This is a genomic window from Ottowia sp. SB7-C50 (genome assembly GCF_033110285.1).
In the GTDB taxonomy this organism is placed as follows: Bacteria; Pseudomonadota; Gammaproteobacteria; order Burkholderiales; family Burkholderiaceae_C; genus Ottowia.
Genome location: NZ_CP136995.1, coordinates 176,224 through 192,851, shown reverse-complemented (window position 1 = coordinate 192,851; position 16,628 = coordinate 176,224). Strand labels below are relative to the sequence as shown.

16 protein-coding genes are annotated in these 16,628 nt (G+C 68.0%); 7 read left to right on the top strand and 9 right to left on the bottom strand.

Features of this window, described 5'->3' with window-relative positions:
* The first annotated feature begins 171 nt into the window (after window positions 1–171).
* Entirely contained in the window at window positions 172–657 is a 486-nt protein-coding gene (locus R0D99_RS00905) for an Lrp/AsnC family transcriptional regulator (RefSeq protein WP_317749554.1), read from the top strand.
* Window positions 658–755: 98 nt separating this feature from the next.
* Window positions 756–2,903 (top strand): PhoX family phosphatase, encoded by a 2,148-nt coding sequence (locus R0D99_RS00900; protein ID WP_317749553.1) that lies wholly within the window; start codon window positions 756–758, stop codon window positions 2,901–2,903.
* A gap of 127 nt (window positions 2,904–3,030) precedes the next feature.
* Here the strand turns inward: R0D99_RS00900 and R0D99_RS00895 are convergent, their stop codons facing one another.
* Window positions 3,031–3,354, bottom strand: coding sequence for a hypothetical protein (locus tag R0D99_RS00895; RefSeq protein ID WP_317749552.1), 324 nt, complete (start codon window positions 3,352–3,354; stop codon window positions 3,031–3,033).
* 443 nt (window positions 3,355–3,797) lie between these two features.
* A complete protein-coding gene (locus R0D99_RS00890; RefSeq protein ID WP_317749551.1) occupies window positions 3,798–5,033 on the bottom strand; it encodes a murein transglycosylase A in 1,236 nt (411 codons plus the stop codon).
* Here R0D99_RS00890 and R0D99_RS00885 point away from each other — a divergent pair.
* Entirely contained in the window at window positions 4,966–5,142 is a 177-nt protein-coding gene (locus R0D99_RS00885) for a hypothetical protein (protein ID WP_317749550.1), read from the top strand. The genes R0D99_RS00890 and R0D99_RS00885 overlap by 68 nt on opposite strands.
* A gap of 75 nt (window positions 5,143–5,217) precedes the next feature.
* On the opposite strand, the gene R0D99_RS00880 is transcribed toward R0D99_RS00885, so the two are convergent.
* Window positions 5,218–5,844, bottom strand: a complete 627-nt coding sequence (locus tag R0D99_RS00880) for a response regulator transcription factor (protein ID WP_416365953.1) — start codon at window positions 5,842–5,844, stop codon at window positions 5,218–5,220.
* 738 nt (window positions 5,845–6,582) lie between these two features.
* Here R0D99_RS00880 and R0D99_RS00875 point away from each other — a divergent pair.
* Window positions 6,583–7,653, top strand: a complete 1,071-nt coding sequence (locus R0D99_RS00875; protein WP_317749548.1) for an alpha/beta hydrolase family protein — start codon at window positions 6,583–6,585, stop codon at window positions 7,651–7,653.
* Between the two features lie 15 nt (window positions 7,654–7,668).
* Here the strand turns inward: R0D99_RS00875 and R0D99_RS00870 are convergent, their stop codons facing one another.
* Window positions 7,669–8,148: a winged helix-turn-helix transcriptional regulator gene (locus R0D99_RS00870; protein ID WP_317751166.1), complete on the bottom strand. Its 480-nt coding sequence runs from the start codon at window positions 8,146–8,148 to the stop codon at window positions 7,669–7,671.
* Window positions 8,149–8,289: 141 nt separating this feature from the next.
* Here R0D99_RS00870 and R0D99_RS00865 point away from each other — a divergent pair, with 141 nt between their 5' ends.
* Entirely contained in the window at window positions 8,290–9,594 is a 1,305-nt protein-coding gene (locus tag R0D99_RS00865; RefSeq protein ID WP_317749547.1) for a D-amino acid dehydrogenase, read from the top strand.
* A gap of 114 nt (window positions 9,595–9,708) precedes the next feature.
* Window positions 9,709–10,389, top strand: a complete 681-nt coding sequence (locus R0D99_RS00860; protein ID WP_317749546.1) for an SDR family oxidoreductase — start codon at window positions 9,709–9,711, stop codon at window positions 10,387–10,389.
* Between the two features lie 21 nt (window positions 10,390–10,410).
* Here the strand turns inward: R0D99_RS00860 and R0D99_RS00855 are convergent, their stop codons facing one another.
* From R0D99_RS00855 to R0D99_RS00835, 5 genes are all read right to left on the bottom strand, one after another.
* The gene (locus R0D99_RS00855; protein WP_317749545.1) at window positions 10,411–11,928 is read right to left on the bottom strand and encodes a CoA-acylating methylmalonate-semialdehyde dehydrogenase; all 1,518 of its coding nucleotides are present in this window, start codon (window positions 11,926–11,928) and stop codon (window positions 10,411–10,413) included.
* A gap of 67 nt (window positions 11,929–11,995) precedes the next feature.
* The gene (locus R0D99_RS00850; RefSeq protein ID WP_317749544.1) at window positions 11,996–12,343 is read right to left on the bottom strand and encodes a DUF86 domain-containing protein; all 348 of its coding nucleotides are present in this window, start codon (window positions 12,341–12,343) and stop codon (window positions 11,996–11,998) included.
* Window positions 12,340–12,630 carry a nucleotidyltransferase family protein gene (locus R0D99_RS00845; RefSeq protein WP_317749543.1) on the bottom strand — a complete coding sequence of 97 codons (291 nt, stop codon included), beginning with the start codon at window positions 12,628–12,630 and terminating at the stop codon, window positions 12,340–12,342. Before R0D99_RS00845 ends, R0D99_RS00850 begins: the two co-directional genes overlap by 4 nt.
* 55 nt (window positions 12,631–12,685) lie before the next feature.
* Window positions 12,686–14,041 carry an aspartate aminotransferase family protein gene (locus R0D99_RS00840; RefSeq protein WP_317749542.1) on the bottom strand — a complete coding sequence of 452 codons (1,356 nt, stop codon included), beginning with the start codon at window positions 14,039–14,041 and terminating at the stop codon, window positions 12,686–12,688.
* A 182-nt stretch (window positions 14,042–14,223) separates the two neighbouring features.
* Window positions 14,224–15,030 (bottom strand): Ig-like domain-containing protein, encoded by an 807-nt coding sequence (locus R0D99_RS00835; RefSeq protein ID WP_317749541.1) that lies wholly within the window; start codon window positions 15,028–15,030, stop codon window positions 14,224–14,226.
* Between the two features lie 679 nt (window positions 15,031–15,709).
* On the opposite strand from R0D99_RS00835, the gene R0D99_RS00830 reads away from it, so the two are divergent.
* Window positions 15,710–16,603, top strand: coding sequence for a LysR family transcriptional regulator (locus tag R0D99_RS00830; RefSeq protein WP_317751165.1), 894 nt, complete (start codon window positions 15,710–15,712; stop codon window positions 16,601–16,603).
* Window positions 16,604–16,628 lie beyond the last annotated feature (25 nt).

The window sequence follows — 16,628 nt, the reverse complement described above, 5'->3', positions numbered from 1 at the left end:
TCTCCTGTAGGGGCCGGGGCCTCTTGGGCCTGCGCGGCGTGCAGGCCCATCGTGTGGACAGGCCCACTGTCATTTGAGCGCAAAGTGTATGCCGCCTGCCGCGATAAGTGTTTTCTTTGCGTTCCCTTTTCACGCAGCCAAAGGAAAGATTCTTTCTAAAATGGCGCGATCATGGAAACATTGGATGCCTATGACCTCGCCATCCTGCAACATCTGCAAGAAGATGGGCGCCTGACCAACAGCGAGCTGGCGCAGCGCGTGGGTCTGTCGGCCGCGCCTTGCTGGCGCCGTGTACGGGCGCTGGAGGCGGCGGGCTTCATCACCGGCTACCGGGCGGAAATCAACCGCCACAAGATCGGCCTGGGCGTGCTGGCCTTCGTGAGGCTGGACGCGGCGCAGATCGGCGCGGCCAGCATGCGCGGGCTCGAACAGGCGATCCGCGCCCGGCCCGAGATCACCAGCTGCCACTACATCAGCGGCACCGGCACGTTCGAGCTGCAGGTGGTGGCGCCCGACCTGGAGCAGTTCAGCCGCTTTGCGCGCGAAGTGCTGCTGCACCTGCCCAATGTGAAGGACATGCACACCAGCTTTTCGCTGGGCGAGGTCAAGGCTGGCGGCGCGCTGCCGCTGGAGCACCTGACGCATCGCCCACGCTGAGGGCGACAGGCGGACGCGCCACGCGACTGTCACGCCAGTGCCACACAGCCGACGCACCATCCGGGGCTTGATCCGCAACCAGAGCACGGAGTGCCCCGATGAACACGACCCCGGTCAACGAGTACGACGACAACGAGATCGTCAACCATTCCCCCAACCCGCACATGGATGCCATCCTCGCGGCGCACCTGAGCCGGCGCAGCGCGCTCAAGGGCGGCATTGGCGCCACCACGGCGGCGCTGCTGGGCGGCTTCGGCCTGTCGGCCTGTGGCGGTAGCGACGACGACGACGCGCCGCCCGCCAAGGCGGCCGCGCTGAGCTTCGCCGCCGTTGCCAAGACCCACGCCGACCGCGTGACGGTGCCGGCCGGCTACCAGGTCAGCATCCTGCACGCGCTGGGCGACCCGATGCAGTTCGGCGATTCCAGTTGGAGCGACAAGGGCACGGAGACCGCCGATTCCTACGACCGCCGCATCGGCGACGGCCACGACGGCATGTACTTCTTCGGCATGAAGGACGGCAAGTTCGACCCCGGCACATCGGCCAGCGGGCTGCTGTGCGTCAACCACGAATACGTGGTGGCGCCCTACGGCCTGCACCCCGCCGGCAGCACCACGGTGGACGGCAAGCGCCCCGCCGAGGAAGTGGAAAAGGAAATCCGCGCCCACGGCGCCAGCGTGGTGGAGGTCAAGCGCAAGAGCGGCAGCAACGACATGGAGATGGTGCGCGGCTCCAGGTACAACCGCCGCATCACCTCGGCCACCGAAATGGCCTTCGGCGGTCCCGCCGCCGGCAACGCCAGGCTGGCGAACAAGCTGTCGCCCACCGGCACGCTGGCCTTCGGCACGAACAACAACTGCGCCAACGGCTACACGCCCTGGGGCACCTACCTGACCTGCGAAGAGAACTTCCTCAACGTCATCGGCCGCGCCGCCGGCGACGACGCCCAGCGCAGCGCGAGCGAGATCGTGGCGCTCAAGCGCTACGGCCTGCCCGAGGGCCGCAAGAACCCCTACGGCTGGGACACGCCCGATGGCGAGTCATACCAGCGCTGGAACAGCAAGGTCAGTGCCGGCAGCGCCCCGCAGGACTACCGCAACATCTTCAACACCTTCGGCTGGGTGGTCGAGATCGACCCGTTCCGCCCCGACAGCAAGCCGGTCAAGCGCACCGCGCTGGGCCGCTTCAACCATGAGGGTGCCTGGCCGGCACCGGCCAAGGCGGGCGAGCCGATCGTCATCTATTCGGGCGACGATGCGCGCAACGAATACGTGTTCAAGTTCGTGTCCGACGCCAAATGGGACCCGAAGGACATCAACGGCGGCGCGGCCGCGGGCGCCAAGTACCTGGACAAGGGCACGCTGTACGCCGCCAGGTTCAACAACGACGGTACCGGTGAATGGCTGGAGCTGAGCTTCGGCAAGCATGGCATCGACGCCGCCAACAAGACCTACCCGTTTGCCGACCAGGCCGACGTGCTGATCCACTGCCGCCTGGCCGCCGATTCGCGCGGCGCCACCAAGATGGACCGGCCCGAATGGGGTGGCGTGAACCCGTTGAACAACGAGGTTTACATGACCATGACCAACAACTCGCAGCGCGACGGCACCAAGGTGCCGCTGGACGCCGCCAACCCGCGCAAGGGCAACCAGAACGGCCACATCATCCGCTGGAAGGAAGAAGGCGGCCAGGCCGGCACCCGCTTCCAGTGGGACGTGTACCTGTTCGGCGCGCGCGAGGACGGCAAGCAGAGCGAAAACCTGTCGGGCCTGACGGCGGTGAACGACTTCTCCAGCCCCGACGGCCTGTACTTCGACCAGCGCAGCGGCAACGCCGGCGGCCTGCTGTGGATCCAGACCGACGACAGCGCCTACACCGACGTCACCAACTGCATGATGCTGGCCGCGCTGCCGGGCAAGGTGGGCGATGGCGGCAAGGCCACCACCAGGGACGGCCAGGCCACCCTCATGGGCGCCAAGGCCAGCGACGCCACGGTGCGGCGCTTCCTGGTCGGCCCGTTCGACTGCGAGATCACCGGCGTGGTGGTCACGCCCGACGGCAAGACGCTGTTCTTCAACGTGCAGCATCCGGGCGAAGCCAAGGCCGATTTCGCCACCAACACCTTCAGCAGCCACTGGCCGGGCAACCAGGCGCCCGCCAGCGATGCCGCGCACCACGGCCACCAGCGCCCGCGTTCGGCCACCGTGGTGGTGACGCGCACCGACGGCGGCGTGATCGCGCTCTGACCCGATCGGGCCATGAGGTGACGGCCCGCCGCTGGCGGGCCTTTTCTTGCGCCGTTAACGGCCACGGCAGGTCTTTCTGGCCAGTGGCCGCGGCTCGTCATGCAACCCAGGCGCAATGCGCCGCGGCTCAACCCGGCCCGTTGCGGCCGTCACCCAGGTGGATGTTGGTCTCGATCGGCGCGTTGGGGTCGGGGCGCGGCGGCGGCGGGCGCGGGCCGGGGCGGTTCGACGCGCTGACCGCTGGCGGCTCGCCGGGGCGCGCGCTCACGGTGCGTTCACAGTACACCGGCTCGGGGATGCGGGTGTAGTCCAGGCGCGCCAGCCGGCCGTCCAGCCCCAGGCCGAAGCGGGCGCGCACGGTGGCGTCGGCGTACAGCAGCGCGGGTTCGCCGCTGTCGTCGGCGGCACGTTCCAGCACGGCGTGGCCGCGCAAACCTTCGAGCAGCGCCATGTCCTGGTACAGCCGCGCCTCGAAGCGCAGGCTATTGGGGCAGAGAAATGTCAGGCGGGGGGGCGTCTTGCAGGGTGGCGCAGGCGGCCAGCAATGTGGGCAAGGCGAGTGCGACGAAAGCCTTGGATGCTATTGAAAAAGAAGCTACTTGCGCTGGCTGGATAAGCGCCGAAAGCGCCTTTGGCTTGAGATGCCGGGGCGTGGTGGCCGCGTTCACTTGACGGGCGGGCGCGGCCTTCACCCCCCACCCTCTCCCAAAGGGAGAGGGAGAAACACCGAGCGGCTGCATAGGACGCGGGAGTGCGCTTTGCCCCCGCAGCCTCCCGCCACCCCGACGCCGTTGCCAGGGCACCCGTGGCCGGGCTTGCACCGGCCAGTGGGTGCGCCCCCAGCGAGGGGGGGTGGCGAAACAATGCGAAGCATGTGGAGCCTGGGGGAGTGCGTCACCGTGGCCACAGCACCCACAGCTTGAGCGGCTGCTTCATGCGGCCGGCGAATTCGCCCGCCTCGGCGCCCCAGCCGGCAAAGTAGTCGGCCCGCACGGCGCCGACGATGGCGCTGCCGGTGTCCTGCGCCATCACCAGGCGCTGCAGATTGGCCACCGGCCCCTGCGATGACAGCCACACCGGCGTGCCGTAAGGAATGCTTTGCGGATCGACCGCGATGGAGCGCCCCGGCGTCAGCGCCACGCCCTGCGCGCCCCTGGGGCCGAATTGCGCGTCCAGCGGGCTCAACGCCTCTTCGCGGAAGAACACCATGCGCGGGTTGCTCCACAGAAAGCCCTGCAGCACCTGCGGGTTGGCCGCCAGCGCGTTGCGGATGCCGGGCCACGTGACGTCGCCGCGCAGCAGGCCTTGGTCGATCAGCCACTTGCCGGGGCTGCGGTAGGGCTGGTCGTTGGTGGCGGCAAAGGCCAGCCGCACCAGGCGCTGGCTGCCGTCGGCCTCGGTCAGGCGCACGCGGCCCGAGCCCTGGATCTGCAGGATCAGCGCGTCCAGCGGGTCGGCCAGCCAGGCGATCTCGGTGCCCGCCAGCTGGGCGCGCGCCTCGGGCAGCGTTTCCATCTCCTGCCGCGTGTACCAGGGCCGGCGCTGGCCCAGCGTGGCCGGCGCGCGGTACAGCGGCACGCCAAAGCCCGCGCGCGCCGTGCGCGACGCGTCGTACGCCGGCTCGAAATAGCTGGTCAGCAGCCCCTCGGCCGCTGCCGCGCCGGCGCCCGGCAGCGGCTCCACGCGGTACGGCTGCAGGCGCGCCTTCATCCAGTTGCGCTGCTCCTCCACGTTGCCCAGCGACAGGCGGCGCACTTCGCTGCACAGGCGGGCGAAGGTGGGGCCGGGGCGCTCGCAGCTCTTGATCCAGGCGTTCCAGGCGTCGGTGGTGTTGTCCTGCTCGAAGCCCGGCAGCTCGGCCCAGCGCACCGGCACCCAGCGGCTGCGCGCGCGCTCGATGGCCGGGCCGATGGGCGCGGTGTCGGCCACGGGGCCGGGTGGGGGCAGGCCCGGCTCTTCGCGCGCGGGCGGCGGCGCGGGCGCGGGCGGCGGCTTCTTGACCGCGCAGCTGGCCAGCGTTCCTACAATGGCCGCACATGCCAGAAACCGTAGTAGTCGTTTCATGACCCTGATTTTGCTGGAAGCGCTGGCGGCGCTGGTGCTGCTGCTGCTCATCGTGTGGTGGACCATGTTTGCCGGCCGCAAGAAGGGCGAGCTGCCGGGGCAGCAGGATGCCCCGCCGCGGCCCGCCGAGCCGCCCGCACCGGCGCGTGACAAGTCCGGCCCGCCCCCGCCGTAGGCATCGTGCCGAACCCGCGACGCGCGCCCGGACATTCGCATTGAATTCGGTCGCCAGCGCTTGACTGGTGAGCGCTTATTGCTCTATTTTTTGTAGTGCCTGCGCCAGCTCGACGGCCGACTTCACGTCCATCTTCTCGAACACGCGGGCGCGGTGCACTTCCACGGTGCGCACGCTGATGCCCAGTTCGTCGGCGATCAGCTTGTTGGGGCGGCCGGCGGCCACCAGGCGCAGCACGGCACGTTCGCGCTCGGTCAGTTCGCCCAGCCGGGCGTGCAGCGCGCGCTGCACCGACAGCTGGGCCAGCCGCTCGCGCGAGGTGGCCAGCGCGCGCTCGATGCGGTCGACCAGCGCGTTGTCGGAAAAGGGTTTTTCGCAGAAGTCGAATGCGCCGCGCTTGACCGCGTCCACCGCGGTGGCGACGCTGGCGTGGCCGGTGAGAAAGATCACCGGCCAGGCGTGCGCGATGCCGCGCTCCAGCAACCGGTCGAACAGCGCCAGCCCGCTGGTGCCCGGCATGCGCACGTCCAGCAGGATGCAGGCCGGCGCGGCGGGAACCACTTGCGCCAGCGCGGCATCAAACGCTTCGGCGCTGTCGAAAGCCTCGGACAACAGCCGGCGCGAGCGCAGCAGCCAGGCCAGCGCCTCCCGCACGCTGGCGTCGTCGTCAACGATATAGACCGTGGCGTCGTTGGAGGACATGCGGCTCATTCTAGGGTGATGCCCCGCCCACCGCTTACGAATGAAACCGATGGTGGTCATTTCCCGGCGGTGAGCGACAGGCAGCGCTGTCCGAAGGCAAAAAAAGCGCGCGTTTGCGTGAAGTTGTTTGCAGCGCGATGCGCCACGTGGCCGCCGGCTGCCGCCCCGCCGCCGACAATGCGCGCCGGACTGAGGCGTCCGCCAGCAAAAGACGGAGCGCCGCCCACCCACTCAAATCAGGGAGCCATGATCTTGCACAGCCCTTCTCGTCGACGCACCGCCGCCACCCTGGCGCCCTTGCTGCTGGCCGTGTGGCTGGCTGGCTGCGGTGGAGGGGGCGACAGCAGCGACTCCTACCAGACGACACCTGCGGCGCCTGCGCCTGCTCCAACGCCCGCGCCTGCTCCAACACCCGCGCCTGCTCCAACACCCGCGCCTGCTCCAACACCCGCGCCTGCTCCAACACCCGCGCCTGCTCCAACGCCCGCGCCCGCTCCAACGCCCGCGCCTGCTCCAATACCCGCGCCTGCTCCAACACCCGCGCCTGCTCCAACGCCTGCGCCTGCTCCAACGCCCGCGCCCGCTCCAACGCCCGCGCCCGCTCCAACGCCCGCGCCCGCTCCAATACCGGCGCCTACTCCAACACCCGCGCCTGCTCCAACACCCGCGCCTGCTCCAACACCCGCGCCCGCCCCGACCCAGCCGGTCGAGCCAGGCGACCCGCTGCCGGCCGCCGGCATGCCGGGCAGCCTGCTGTCGGGCAGCTACGTCAAGACGCTGAGCGCGGCGGCCATCGACGCGGCGCTGTCTTCGCCCGACAGCCGCGTGCAGCCGGGGTCGTTGGCACCGCGCTACGACGTGGCCGCGTACCGGCTGACCTACCTGAGCACCGACAAGTACGGCGTCACCACGCCGGTGTCCGGCCTGATCAGCGTGCCGGTCAAGCCGGCCGGCGCCGTCAGCCCGGTGCTGAGCTACCAGCACGCCACCACCTTCCTGGACGCCAACGCGCCGTCCAACAAGGTCGAGCCGTACGAGCCGCCGCAGGTGCTGGCCTCGCTGGGCTACATCGTGGTGTCGCCCGACTACGTGGGTTTCGGCGCGTCGAAGGGGCAGGACCACCCTTACCTCGTCGCCACGCCCACCGCGCGCGTGGTGATCGACATGCTGCGCGCCGCGCAGGCCTGGCGCCAGGGGCAAAAGGTGGTGGGCAACGGCCAGCTGTTCCTGGTCGGCTATTCGGAAGGGGGCTACGCCACCATGGCCGCGCACCGCGCGATCCAGCAGGAAGGCGGCGCGCTCAAGACGCAACTGCAGGCCGCCGTGCCCGGCGCGGGGCCGTACGACATCCTGAAGACGTTGGACGAGCAACTGGCGCGCGTGAGCAGCACCTCGTCGGTGCTGGGCACGCTGCTCGACCCCAGCGTGCTGTCGCGCCTGCCCACCAGCGTGCGCAACGAAGTGCGCCGCCTGCTGCTGCGCCAGATGGTGCCCGAGGACGGCGACGTGAGCTACCAGACGCTGTTCCTCGACCGCTACATGGCCAACCAGCGCGACTTACTGGCGCGCGACCACAGCGTGCACCTGGGCTGGGCGCCTGAAGCGCCGGTGTACCTGTTCCACGGCCGGCAGGACATGACGGTGCCCTACGCCGCGTCCGAATCGGCGCGCGACGCGCTGCGTGCCGCCGGCGGCCGCGACGTGACGCTGACCGACTGCACCACCGGCAAGCTGGGCCACCTGGACTGCGTGCCCGAGTACTTCGTCTTCGCCGTCAACCGCATGGCGCGGCTGGCGCGCGACCTGTAACCGGGCGCAGGTCGGTCAACGCGCGGGTGCTGCCACGTCCACGGGCAGCACCAGCGATTCCTTGATCTCCTCCATCACCACATAGCTGTTGCTCTGCGCCGGCACCGGCACCGTGCGCAGGATCTGCGCCAGCAGGTCGCGGTACTCGCTCATGGCCGACAGGCGTGCCTTGATGAGGTAGTCGAACGCGCCAGAGACCAGGTGGCATTCGAGCACGCGCGGCTCGTGCAGCAGTTCGCGCCGCACCTGCTCGAACACCTCGCCCGAATTGGACGACAGCGTGAGCTGCACAAACACCAGCAGCGGCCGCCCCAGCGCGGCGGGATCGACGTTGGCGCTGTAGCCGCGGATGACACCGGCGCGTTCCAGCCGCCGCACCCGCTCGGAACAGGGCGACGTGGACAGGCCCACGCGCTCGGCCAGTTCGGTGATCGACAGCCGGCCCTCGCGCTGCAGGATGTCGAGGATTTTTCGGTCGATGCGGTCGATGTCCATATAAATCACCGTTCAATCCATGTTCATCAGCGTATTTTGCTGAAAATTCAGCCAAAAGCCAGCGACTTCGGCAAAACTTTTGGTGACATTTGCCTAGACTTGAATGAGTCCATTCAAAGTCAAACACAAGCGGAGGCAAGCATGAAAGTCCTGGTTCTCGGCGGCGGTGTCATCGGTGTCAGCACCGCGTATTACCTGGCGCGCGCGGGCGCCGACGTGACGGTGCTGGAGCGCCAGCCCGGCGTGGCGCTGGAAACCAGCTTTGCCAACGCCGGCCAGGTGTCGCCCGGCTACAGCACGCCGTGGGCCGCGCCCGGCATTCCGCTGAAGGCCGTGAAGTGGCTGTTCCAGAAGCACGCCCCGCTGGCGATCCGGCCCGATGGCAGCCTGTTCCAGCTGCGCTGGATGGCCGCCATGCTGCGCAACTGCACGGCCGAGCGCTACGCCGTCAACAAGGAGCGCATGACGCGCCTGGCTGAATACAGCCGCGACTGCCTGCGCGCCCTGCGCGATGACCTCGGCATCCAGTACGAGCAGCGCACCCTGGGCACGCTGCAAGTCTTTCGCACCGCCGCGCAACTGCAGGCGGCGCAGCGCGACACCGCCGTGCTTCAGGAATGCGGCGTGCCCTATCGCCTACTGCGCGCCGATGAACTGCCCGACGTCGAGCCCGCCCTGGCGCACGCGCGCGGCCTGGTCGGCGGCCTGCACCTGCCGGGTGACGAAACCGGCGACTGCCAGCGCTTCACCACGCAACTGGCCGACGCCGCGCGGGCGCTGGGCGTGCGCTTTCGCTTCGGTGCGCGCATTGAGGAATTGCTACAAGATGGAGAGCGCATCACCGGCGTGCTGCTTCGCGGCGTGGCCGATGAGGTGCTGAAGGCCGACCGGGTGGTGCTGGCGCTGGGCAGCTATTCGCGCGAACTGCTTAGCAACCTGGGGCTCGATCTGCCGGTGTACCCGGTCAAGGGCTATTCGCTCACCGTGCCGCTCATTGACGAAGCCCGCGCGCCGCGCTCCACCGTGATGGACGAAACCTACAAGGTGGCCATCACGCGCTTCGACCAACGTATCCGCGTCGGCGGCATGGCCGAGCTGGGCGGGTTTGATCTGGGCCTGAACCCCGCGCGCCGCGCCACGCTGGAGATGGTGACGCGCGGCCTGTTCGACGGCGGCGGCGATCTGCCCGCAGCGGAGTTCTGGACCGGTCTGCGCCCCATGACGCCCGACAGCACCCCCATCGTCGGCGCCACGCGCTTTGACAACCTGCTGCTCAACACCGGCCACGGCACGCTGGGCTGGACCATGGCGGCGGGCTCGGGCAAGCTGGTGGCCGATCTGGCGCTGGGGCGACGGCCGGACATTTCCACCCGTGGGCTGGGCATTGATCGCTATCCATCCAGGAGCAACCGGGGCAGATGGGTCGAGGGCTGGGCGCCTGCGTGACACGCAGGGCGGGCATGCATGCCCGCCGTACGCGGGGTGGGGTAAGCCACATCGGCTATCGTTGGCGACACGCCGCCGCACTGCGGTGCGCCCCCACACACGAGGAGCCCGACCATGCCCCAGCCGCTGCAAGGCCAGCGCATTCTGATCACCCAGGCCGACGCCTTTATGGGGCCGGCCCTGTGCGCCGTGTTTGCCGAACAGGGCGCCGAAGTCATCGCCAGCACCCAGCCGCTGCTGGCGCCCGATGCGGCCGCCGACGTGGTGGCGCAGGCCGGCCGCATCGACGCACTCGTCGCCAACCTGGCGTTTGAAGCGCCCACCACACCCGTTGACGCGGTGAGCGACGACGAATGGCGCGCCACCTTCGCCGCGCTGGTCGACCCGCTGCCGCGCCTGGCGCGCGCGGCCCTGCCGGCCATGATGGCGCGCCGCGCCGGCAAGTTTCTGGTGATGGGCAGCGCCGCCGCCCTGCGCGGCATGAAGCGCTGCGCCAGCTACAGCGCCGCGCGCGGCGCGCAACTGGCGTGGGTGCAGGCGGTGGGCGTGGAGATGGCGCCCCATAACGTGCAGGTCAACGCCATTGCGCAGAACTTTGTCGACAACCCCACCTACTTCCCGCCCGAAGTGCAGGCCAACCCGCGCTTTCAGGAGCGCCTGAAGCGCGAGGTGCCGCTGGGCCGCCTGGTGGGCGCGCGCGAAGACGCGCTGTTTGCCGCGTACCTGTGCAGCCCGGCGGCCGATTGCTTTGTGGGGCAGGTGTTTCCGGTGTGCGGCGGCTGGGTGGCGCGCTGAACAGCGCGGCGCCGCCTGCGATCAGCGGCTGCTGGGGAAGCTGAACACCGCCCCTTCGCGCACGCCACTGGACGGCCAGCGCTGCGTGATCGTCTTGCGCTTGGTGTAGAAGCGCACCGCGTCCGGGCCGTAGGCGTGCAGGTCGCCGAACAGGCTGCGCTTCCAGCCGCCGAAGCTGTGGTACGCCACCGGCACCGGCAGCGGCACGTTCACGCCGACCATGCCGACCTGGATGTGGTCGGTGAAGTGGCGCGCCGCCTCGCCGTCGCGCGTGAAGATGCAGGTGCCGTTGCCGTATTCGTGGTCGTTGATGAGCTGCATGGCTTCATCCAGCGACTTCACGCGCACGATGCCCAGCACCGGGCCGAAGATTTCTTCCTGGTAGATCACCATCCCGGGCTTTAAGTGGTCGAACAGGCAGGGGCCGAGGAAGTAGCCGTCCTCGTGGCCCTTCACCTTCAGGCCACGGCCATCGACCAGCAGCGTGGCGCCTTCCTTCACGCCCTGGTCAACGTAGCCACGCACCTTTTCAAAGTGCGGCTTGGTCACCAGCGGCCCCATGTCGTTGCCGTTGTCGGTGCCGGGGCCGACCTTCATCCTGGCGATCTCGGTTTTGAGGCCCTCGATCATCTGGTCCGCCACTTCATCGCCCACCGCCACGATCAGCGGCACGGCCATGCAGCGCTCGCCGCACGAGCCGTAGGCGGCGCCCATCATGGCTGTCACGGCGTTGGCCACGTCGGCGTCGGGCATCACCACGGCGTGGTTCTTGGCTCCGCCCAGGGCCTGCACGCGCTTGCCGTGCTTGGTGCCTTCGCTATAAATATATTCAGCGATGGGCGTAGAGCCGACAAAGCTGATGGCCTTCACGCGCGGGTCGTGCAGCAGCGCATCGACCGCTTCCTTGTCGCCATTGACCACGTTCAGCACGCCGGGCGGCAGGCCCGCTTCCAGCGCCAGTTGCGCGATGAACAGCGCGCTCGACGGGTCGCGCTCGGAGGGCTTCAGCACAAAGGTGTTGCCGCACGCCACCGCCATCGGCCACATCCACAGCGGCACCATGGCCGGAAAGTTGAACGGCGTGATGCCGGCGGTGACGCCCAGCGCCTGATGCTCGGCCCACGAATCTATGCCGGGACCAACGTTGCGGCTGTGCTCGCCCTTGAGCAACTCGGGCGCGTAGCTCGCGTATTCCACGTTCTCGATGCCGCGCTGCAGCTCGCCATGCGCATCGTTCAGCACCTTGCCGTGCTCGGCGGTGATCATGGCGGCGATCTTGTCGGCGTTGTCTTCCAGCAGCACTTTCAATTTGCTCATCACCCGCGCGCGTTTGAGGGGCGGCGTGTTGCGCCAGGCGGGAAATGCCTTGTCGGCGCTGGCGATGGCTTGCTCAACGGTGGCTTTGGAAGCCAACGCCACGTTCAGGCTGGACTGGCCGGTGGCGGGGTTGAACACGGGCTGGGTGCGCGCCGTGTCGTGGACGATCTGGCCGTCGATGAGGTGGCCGAGGGTTTGGGTGACGGGTTTGTCGTGCTGCATGTTGTTTCTCGGTAAAAATGCTGTCTGACCAGTTCCGGACTGGGTTCAAAGCTATCAATAAGTGAGTTCAATCCGGACCGATGTCACGAAGCTGCTCGAGCAGTTCCGGCAGTGCGGTACCTACCGTTTCCCACACCAGATCGAGGTTGATGTCGAAATAGCCGTGCGCGATGCGGTTGCGCATGCCGCGCATGCTGCGCCAGGGCACGATGGGGTGCGCTTGCACGAACGCTTCATGACTGTCCATCAATTTGGTGGCTGCTTCGCCAATGATGACCAGACTCATGATGACGGCCTGCTGGGTGCGTTTGTCTTGAAGGAACGCCTGCTTGTCCAAGCCAGCTACAAAGCCGCAAGCGTCCGACGCTGCCTGTCGCATGTGATCCAGATAGTCGTGAAGACGGCTGTCGTTCATACGGGCTGCGCCTCTGCCAAGACCTGCGCACGAAACTTGGGCGGCAAGTCGGCGGGTGTGCGCAAATCGACGCGCAGCTCAAGCAGCGACTCCAGTTCGTCCTGCAGACCGCCCAGATCGAACAAGGTCGCTCCAGGCAGCGCATCCACCAGCAGATCGATATCGCTGCCATCGCGATCCGTGCCGTGCAGCACCGACCCGAACACACGCGGATTGGCAGCGCGATGGCGGCTGGTGGCTTCACGAACCGCGCTTCGCTTGGCGTCGAGGACGATGGAGGGACGCATGCGTGCTCCTTGGACAGAGTCGTCAACCATCAAGCGTAACTGAAGCAACGCGGCCTTAGGCCGTCGCGCTCAGCGCATCCCCCACCGCACTCACCAGCCGATCAATCTCCGCGGGCGTGCTGATGAAAGGCGGCGCCAGCTGGATCGTGTCGCCGCCGTAGCGCACGTAGAAGCCGGCCTTCCAGCAGTGCATGGCGATTTCGTAGGGCCGCCTGGCCGGCTCGCCGGGCAGCGACTCGATGGTGAAACCGGCCGCCAGCCCGTAGTTACGGATGTCGAGCACATGCTTGGCGCCCTTCAGGCTGTGCACGGCGGCCTCGAAGTGCGGTGCCAGGGCCTTCACGCGGCCCACGCCGTCTTCGCGCTCCAGCAAGTCCAGCGCGGCGATGCCGGCGGCGCAGGCCACGGGGTGTGCGCTGTAGGTGTAGCCGTGCGCAAACTCCAGCATGTAGTCCGGCCCACCGGCGGCCATGAAGGTGTCGTAGATGCCCTTGTTGGCGATCACGCCGCCCAGCGGCTGCACGCCGTTGGTGACCTGCTTGGCGAAGGTCATGATGTCGGGCACCACGCCAAAGGCGTCTGCGCCCGTCTTGGTGCCGCAGCGGCCAAAGCCGGTGATGACTTCGTCGAAGATCAGCAGAATGTCGTGCTGGGTGCAGATTTCGCGCAGGCGCTGCAAATAGCCCACGGGCGGAATCACCACGCCGGCCGAGCCGCTGAAGGGCTCGACGATGACGGCGGCGATGTTGCTGGCGTCGTGCAGCGCGATCAGATCGAGCAGCTTGTCGGCGAGTTGCTTGCCACCTTCGGCCGGCTGGCCCTTGGCAAAGGTGCCCATGGGCGGCTGGGTGTGCGGCAGGTGATCGGCCTGCACGGCGGTGCCGTACAGCTTGCGGTTGCCCACCATGCCGCCAACCGAGATGCCGCCAAAGTTGACGCCGTGGTAGCCCTTCTCGCGGCCCACCAGCAGCTGCTTGCCGCCCTGGCCCTTCAGGCGCCAGTAGGCGCGGGCCATCTTCAGCGCCGTGTCGGCGGCTTCGGAGCCGCTGGCGGTGAAAAAGACGTAATCGAGCCCGGCGGGGGTGAAAGCTTTCAGCTTGTTGGCCAGCTCAAACGACAGCGGGTGGCCGAACTGGAAGGCCGGCGCGTAGTCGAGCTGCGCGGCCTGCTTGCCCACGGCCTCGGCGATCTCGCGCCGGCCATGGCCCAGGCCGCTGCACCACAGGCCCGACAGGCCGTCGAACACCTGCCGGCCGTCGCCGTCGGTGAAGTAGGCGCCTTGCGCCGCCACGATCATGCGCGGGTCGCGCTTGAACTGGCGGTTGGCGGTGAAGGGCATCCAGTGCGCGTCGAGCCAGGCGGCGTCGGGGCGCGACTGGATTTTGGGTGCGGCTTGGGTGGCGGTGCTCATGGGTGTCTCCTCGGGACGGCTTGGCGACATCGCGCCATGGCGGCGCTTGGCGTCAGCCCATTGTGTGCGCAAGAGCCAAGCTTTTCAAATATGGAAATATTCATGTTCACTTGCGGATTAGTGCAAGCAAAGCCCTCGCAGGACGAGGCCATGAAAAAAGGGGCCGAATGGCCCCTTGCTCATCAGCGCTGTTCGCGTCGGCGCCGCATCGACCAGCCGCCCGCCATCAGCACCGGGGGCAGCAGCAACCACCAGGGGCCCACCGGGACAGCGGCCGGAATGGCGGGCGCTGTGACTGTGATGGTGGCGATGGCCGTCACGCACGATGGTGTGGCGCCGCGCGTGTCGCACAGTGTGTAGGGGTAGCTGTAGGTGCCGGGCGTGGTGCCGACCGCGATGGTGATGGTGCCGTCGGGGTTCATCGTGATGCTGCCTGCCGTGGGCACCGGCGCTGTGCCCGGCGTCAGCGAATAGGTGCCCGCGGCGGGCCCCGACACGCCGCCCACGCTGTCGTTGACCAGCACCGACGCCGTGGTCGCGGCCGCGGCCGCGGCATTGGTGACTGAATAACTGTCGTCTTTAGCCAGAGGCAGACTGCGCACACCGAAGCCGATCCATTCGTTGTAGGTTTCGCCAAGCGCGGTGTTGATTGCCGGAACCGAATGCGCGTTGTTCTGCATGTTGCCAACGTAGCTGACCGTGATACTGGTCGAATTGAGCAGGTCGATTCGATAGCCGCTGTCGACGTTCAATACGGCAAACAGCTGCATGCTGCTGTCGCTGGTGATGGGCGAGCCCACGGTCAACGCCGGGTAGCTGGCGCCCAGTGTGGCTTGGCTGATGGGGTAGGTCGGATTGGCAGCAGGGCTGGGGTAAGCGCGCACCTGCTCCTCATTGCCTGCCGCAGGCCAGTCTGTGCCGTTCGTGAAGTGAAGCGGCACCGCCGGGTTGGCAGCCAGCACGCCGGTGCCCGAAAAGGTCAGCGTCATTCGGCCGGGCTCGCTGTTCCCCAAGTTGCTGGTCGGGACGCCCTGAACCACCTCGGTCACCAAGGGAATGCTGGGGTTGGTCGGGGTCAGCGTCAACTGGTAGGTGAACGTATCGCCGCCAGACGAGCACCCCCCCCGCAGTGATGGCGTTGCATGCCCCGTTATGGGCCAAAAGCCCGGTGGCGGGCGAGGTGAAAGTCACATCGCTTTGGTAGCCGTCGTACCCGGTACGCGTGAGCGTGTAAGCGCCAGCGTCGCCTTGAGGGGTGGTGTAGGTGCCGGTGATTTGTTGCGCGCTGGTGGTGCTGATGGTCCACGTCCCCGACCCATTGATCGCCGACGCCGGCCCCGCCAAGGCCATCAGGCCCGCAGCGCCCATGACGGCGGCCACGCGACGAGTTGCCCGGGTTTGGTATTGGGTCGCTTTGCGTGTCACTGTGATCGATGTCATGCGCTTTCTTCCCTTACAAATGCCGACGGATGCACCGTCTGCCGACGACAGTAGTGTACTGACTTGAAGCCAAAAGTTCACAAAATCGGCTTTTGGTTGACTTTGGAAGGCAAGCAGCGTGATAAAAAGCCCACGTCCCTTGCGATTGTGCTCACCGTGGCCCCCGCAGTCCCCCCGTCATCCCCACATCCGCCCCGCACCCGCGCCGTGCTCGGCCAGGTCAGCGACATGGACCTGCGCCTGCTGCACGTGTTCAAGGCCGTGGTCGAATGCGGCGGCCTGTCGGCGGCCGAGCTGGAGCTGAACATCGGCACCAGCACCGTCAGCCGCCACCTCAAGGACCTGGAGACGCGGCTGGGCCTCACGCTATGCCGGCGCGGGCGGGCCGGCTTCGCGCTCACGCCCGAAGGCCAGCGCGTGTACGACGAGACCCTGCACCTGCTGGCTGCGGTGGACGGCTTTCGCGCCAGCGTCGATGACATCCACGACCGCATGGGCGGCGCGCTGCACGTGGCGCTGTTTGACAAGACGGCCAGCAACCCGGCCGCGCGCATCCACGCGGCCATCGCCGCCTTCGCCAGCCAGGCGCCCGACGTGAAGCTGCACCTGCACGTGGGCAGCATCCAGACCATCGAACGCGGCGTGATGGACGGCAGCTTCGCGGTCGGCGTCATCCCGGCGCACCGTGCGTCGGCCAGCCTGCGCTACGACAGCCTGTTCAGCGAGACCATGTACCTGTACGCCGGTCAGCGGCACGCGCTATATGAATCAGAGCAAACTTTGCTAGACTGGCCAGGGCTGCGGGCCAGAAAAGACTTTGCCGGCCTGGGCTACCACTCACCCAACATGGAACTGGCCCACGGCCGCCAGCTGCGCCGCGCCGCCACGGCGTACGAGCAGGAAGCCATCGCCACGCTCATCCTGTCGGGCCGCTTCGTCGGCTTTCTGCCCGACCACTATGCCGACACCTTTGTGCAGCGCGGGCTGATGCGCGCCATCCACCCAGCAACGCTGCACTACGCCTGTGATTTCGTCAGCGTGCTGCGCCGCTCGCCGCAACCGGCGCGTGCGGCGCAGGCGTTTCACCAGGCCTTGCTGATAGCGCATGCCGACGCGCCCTGATCGGATGCATCGGATGGGCGAGGGC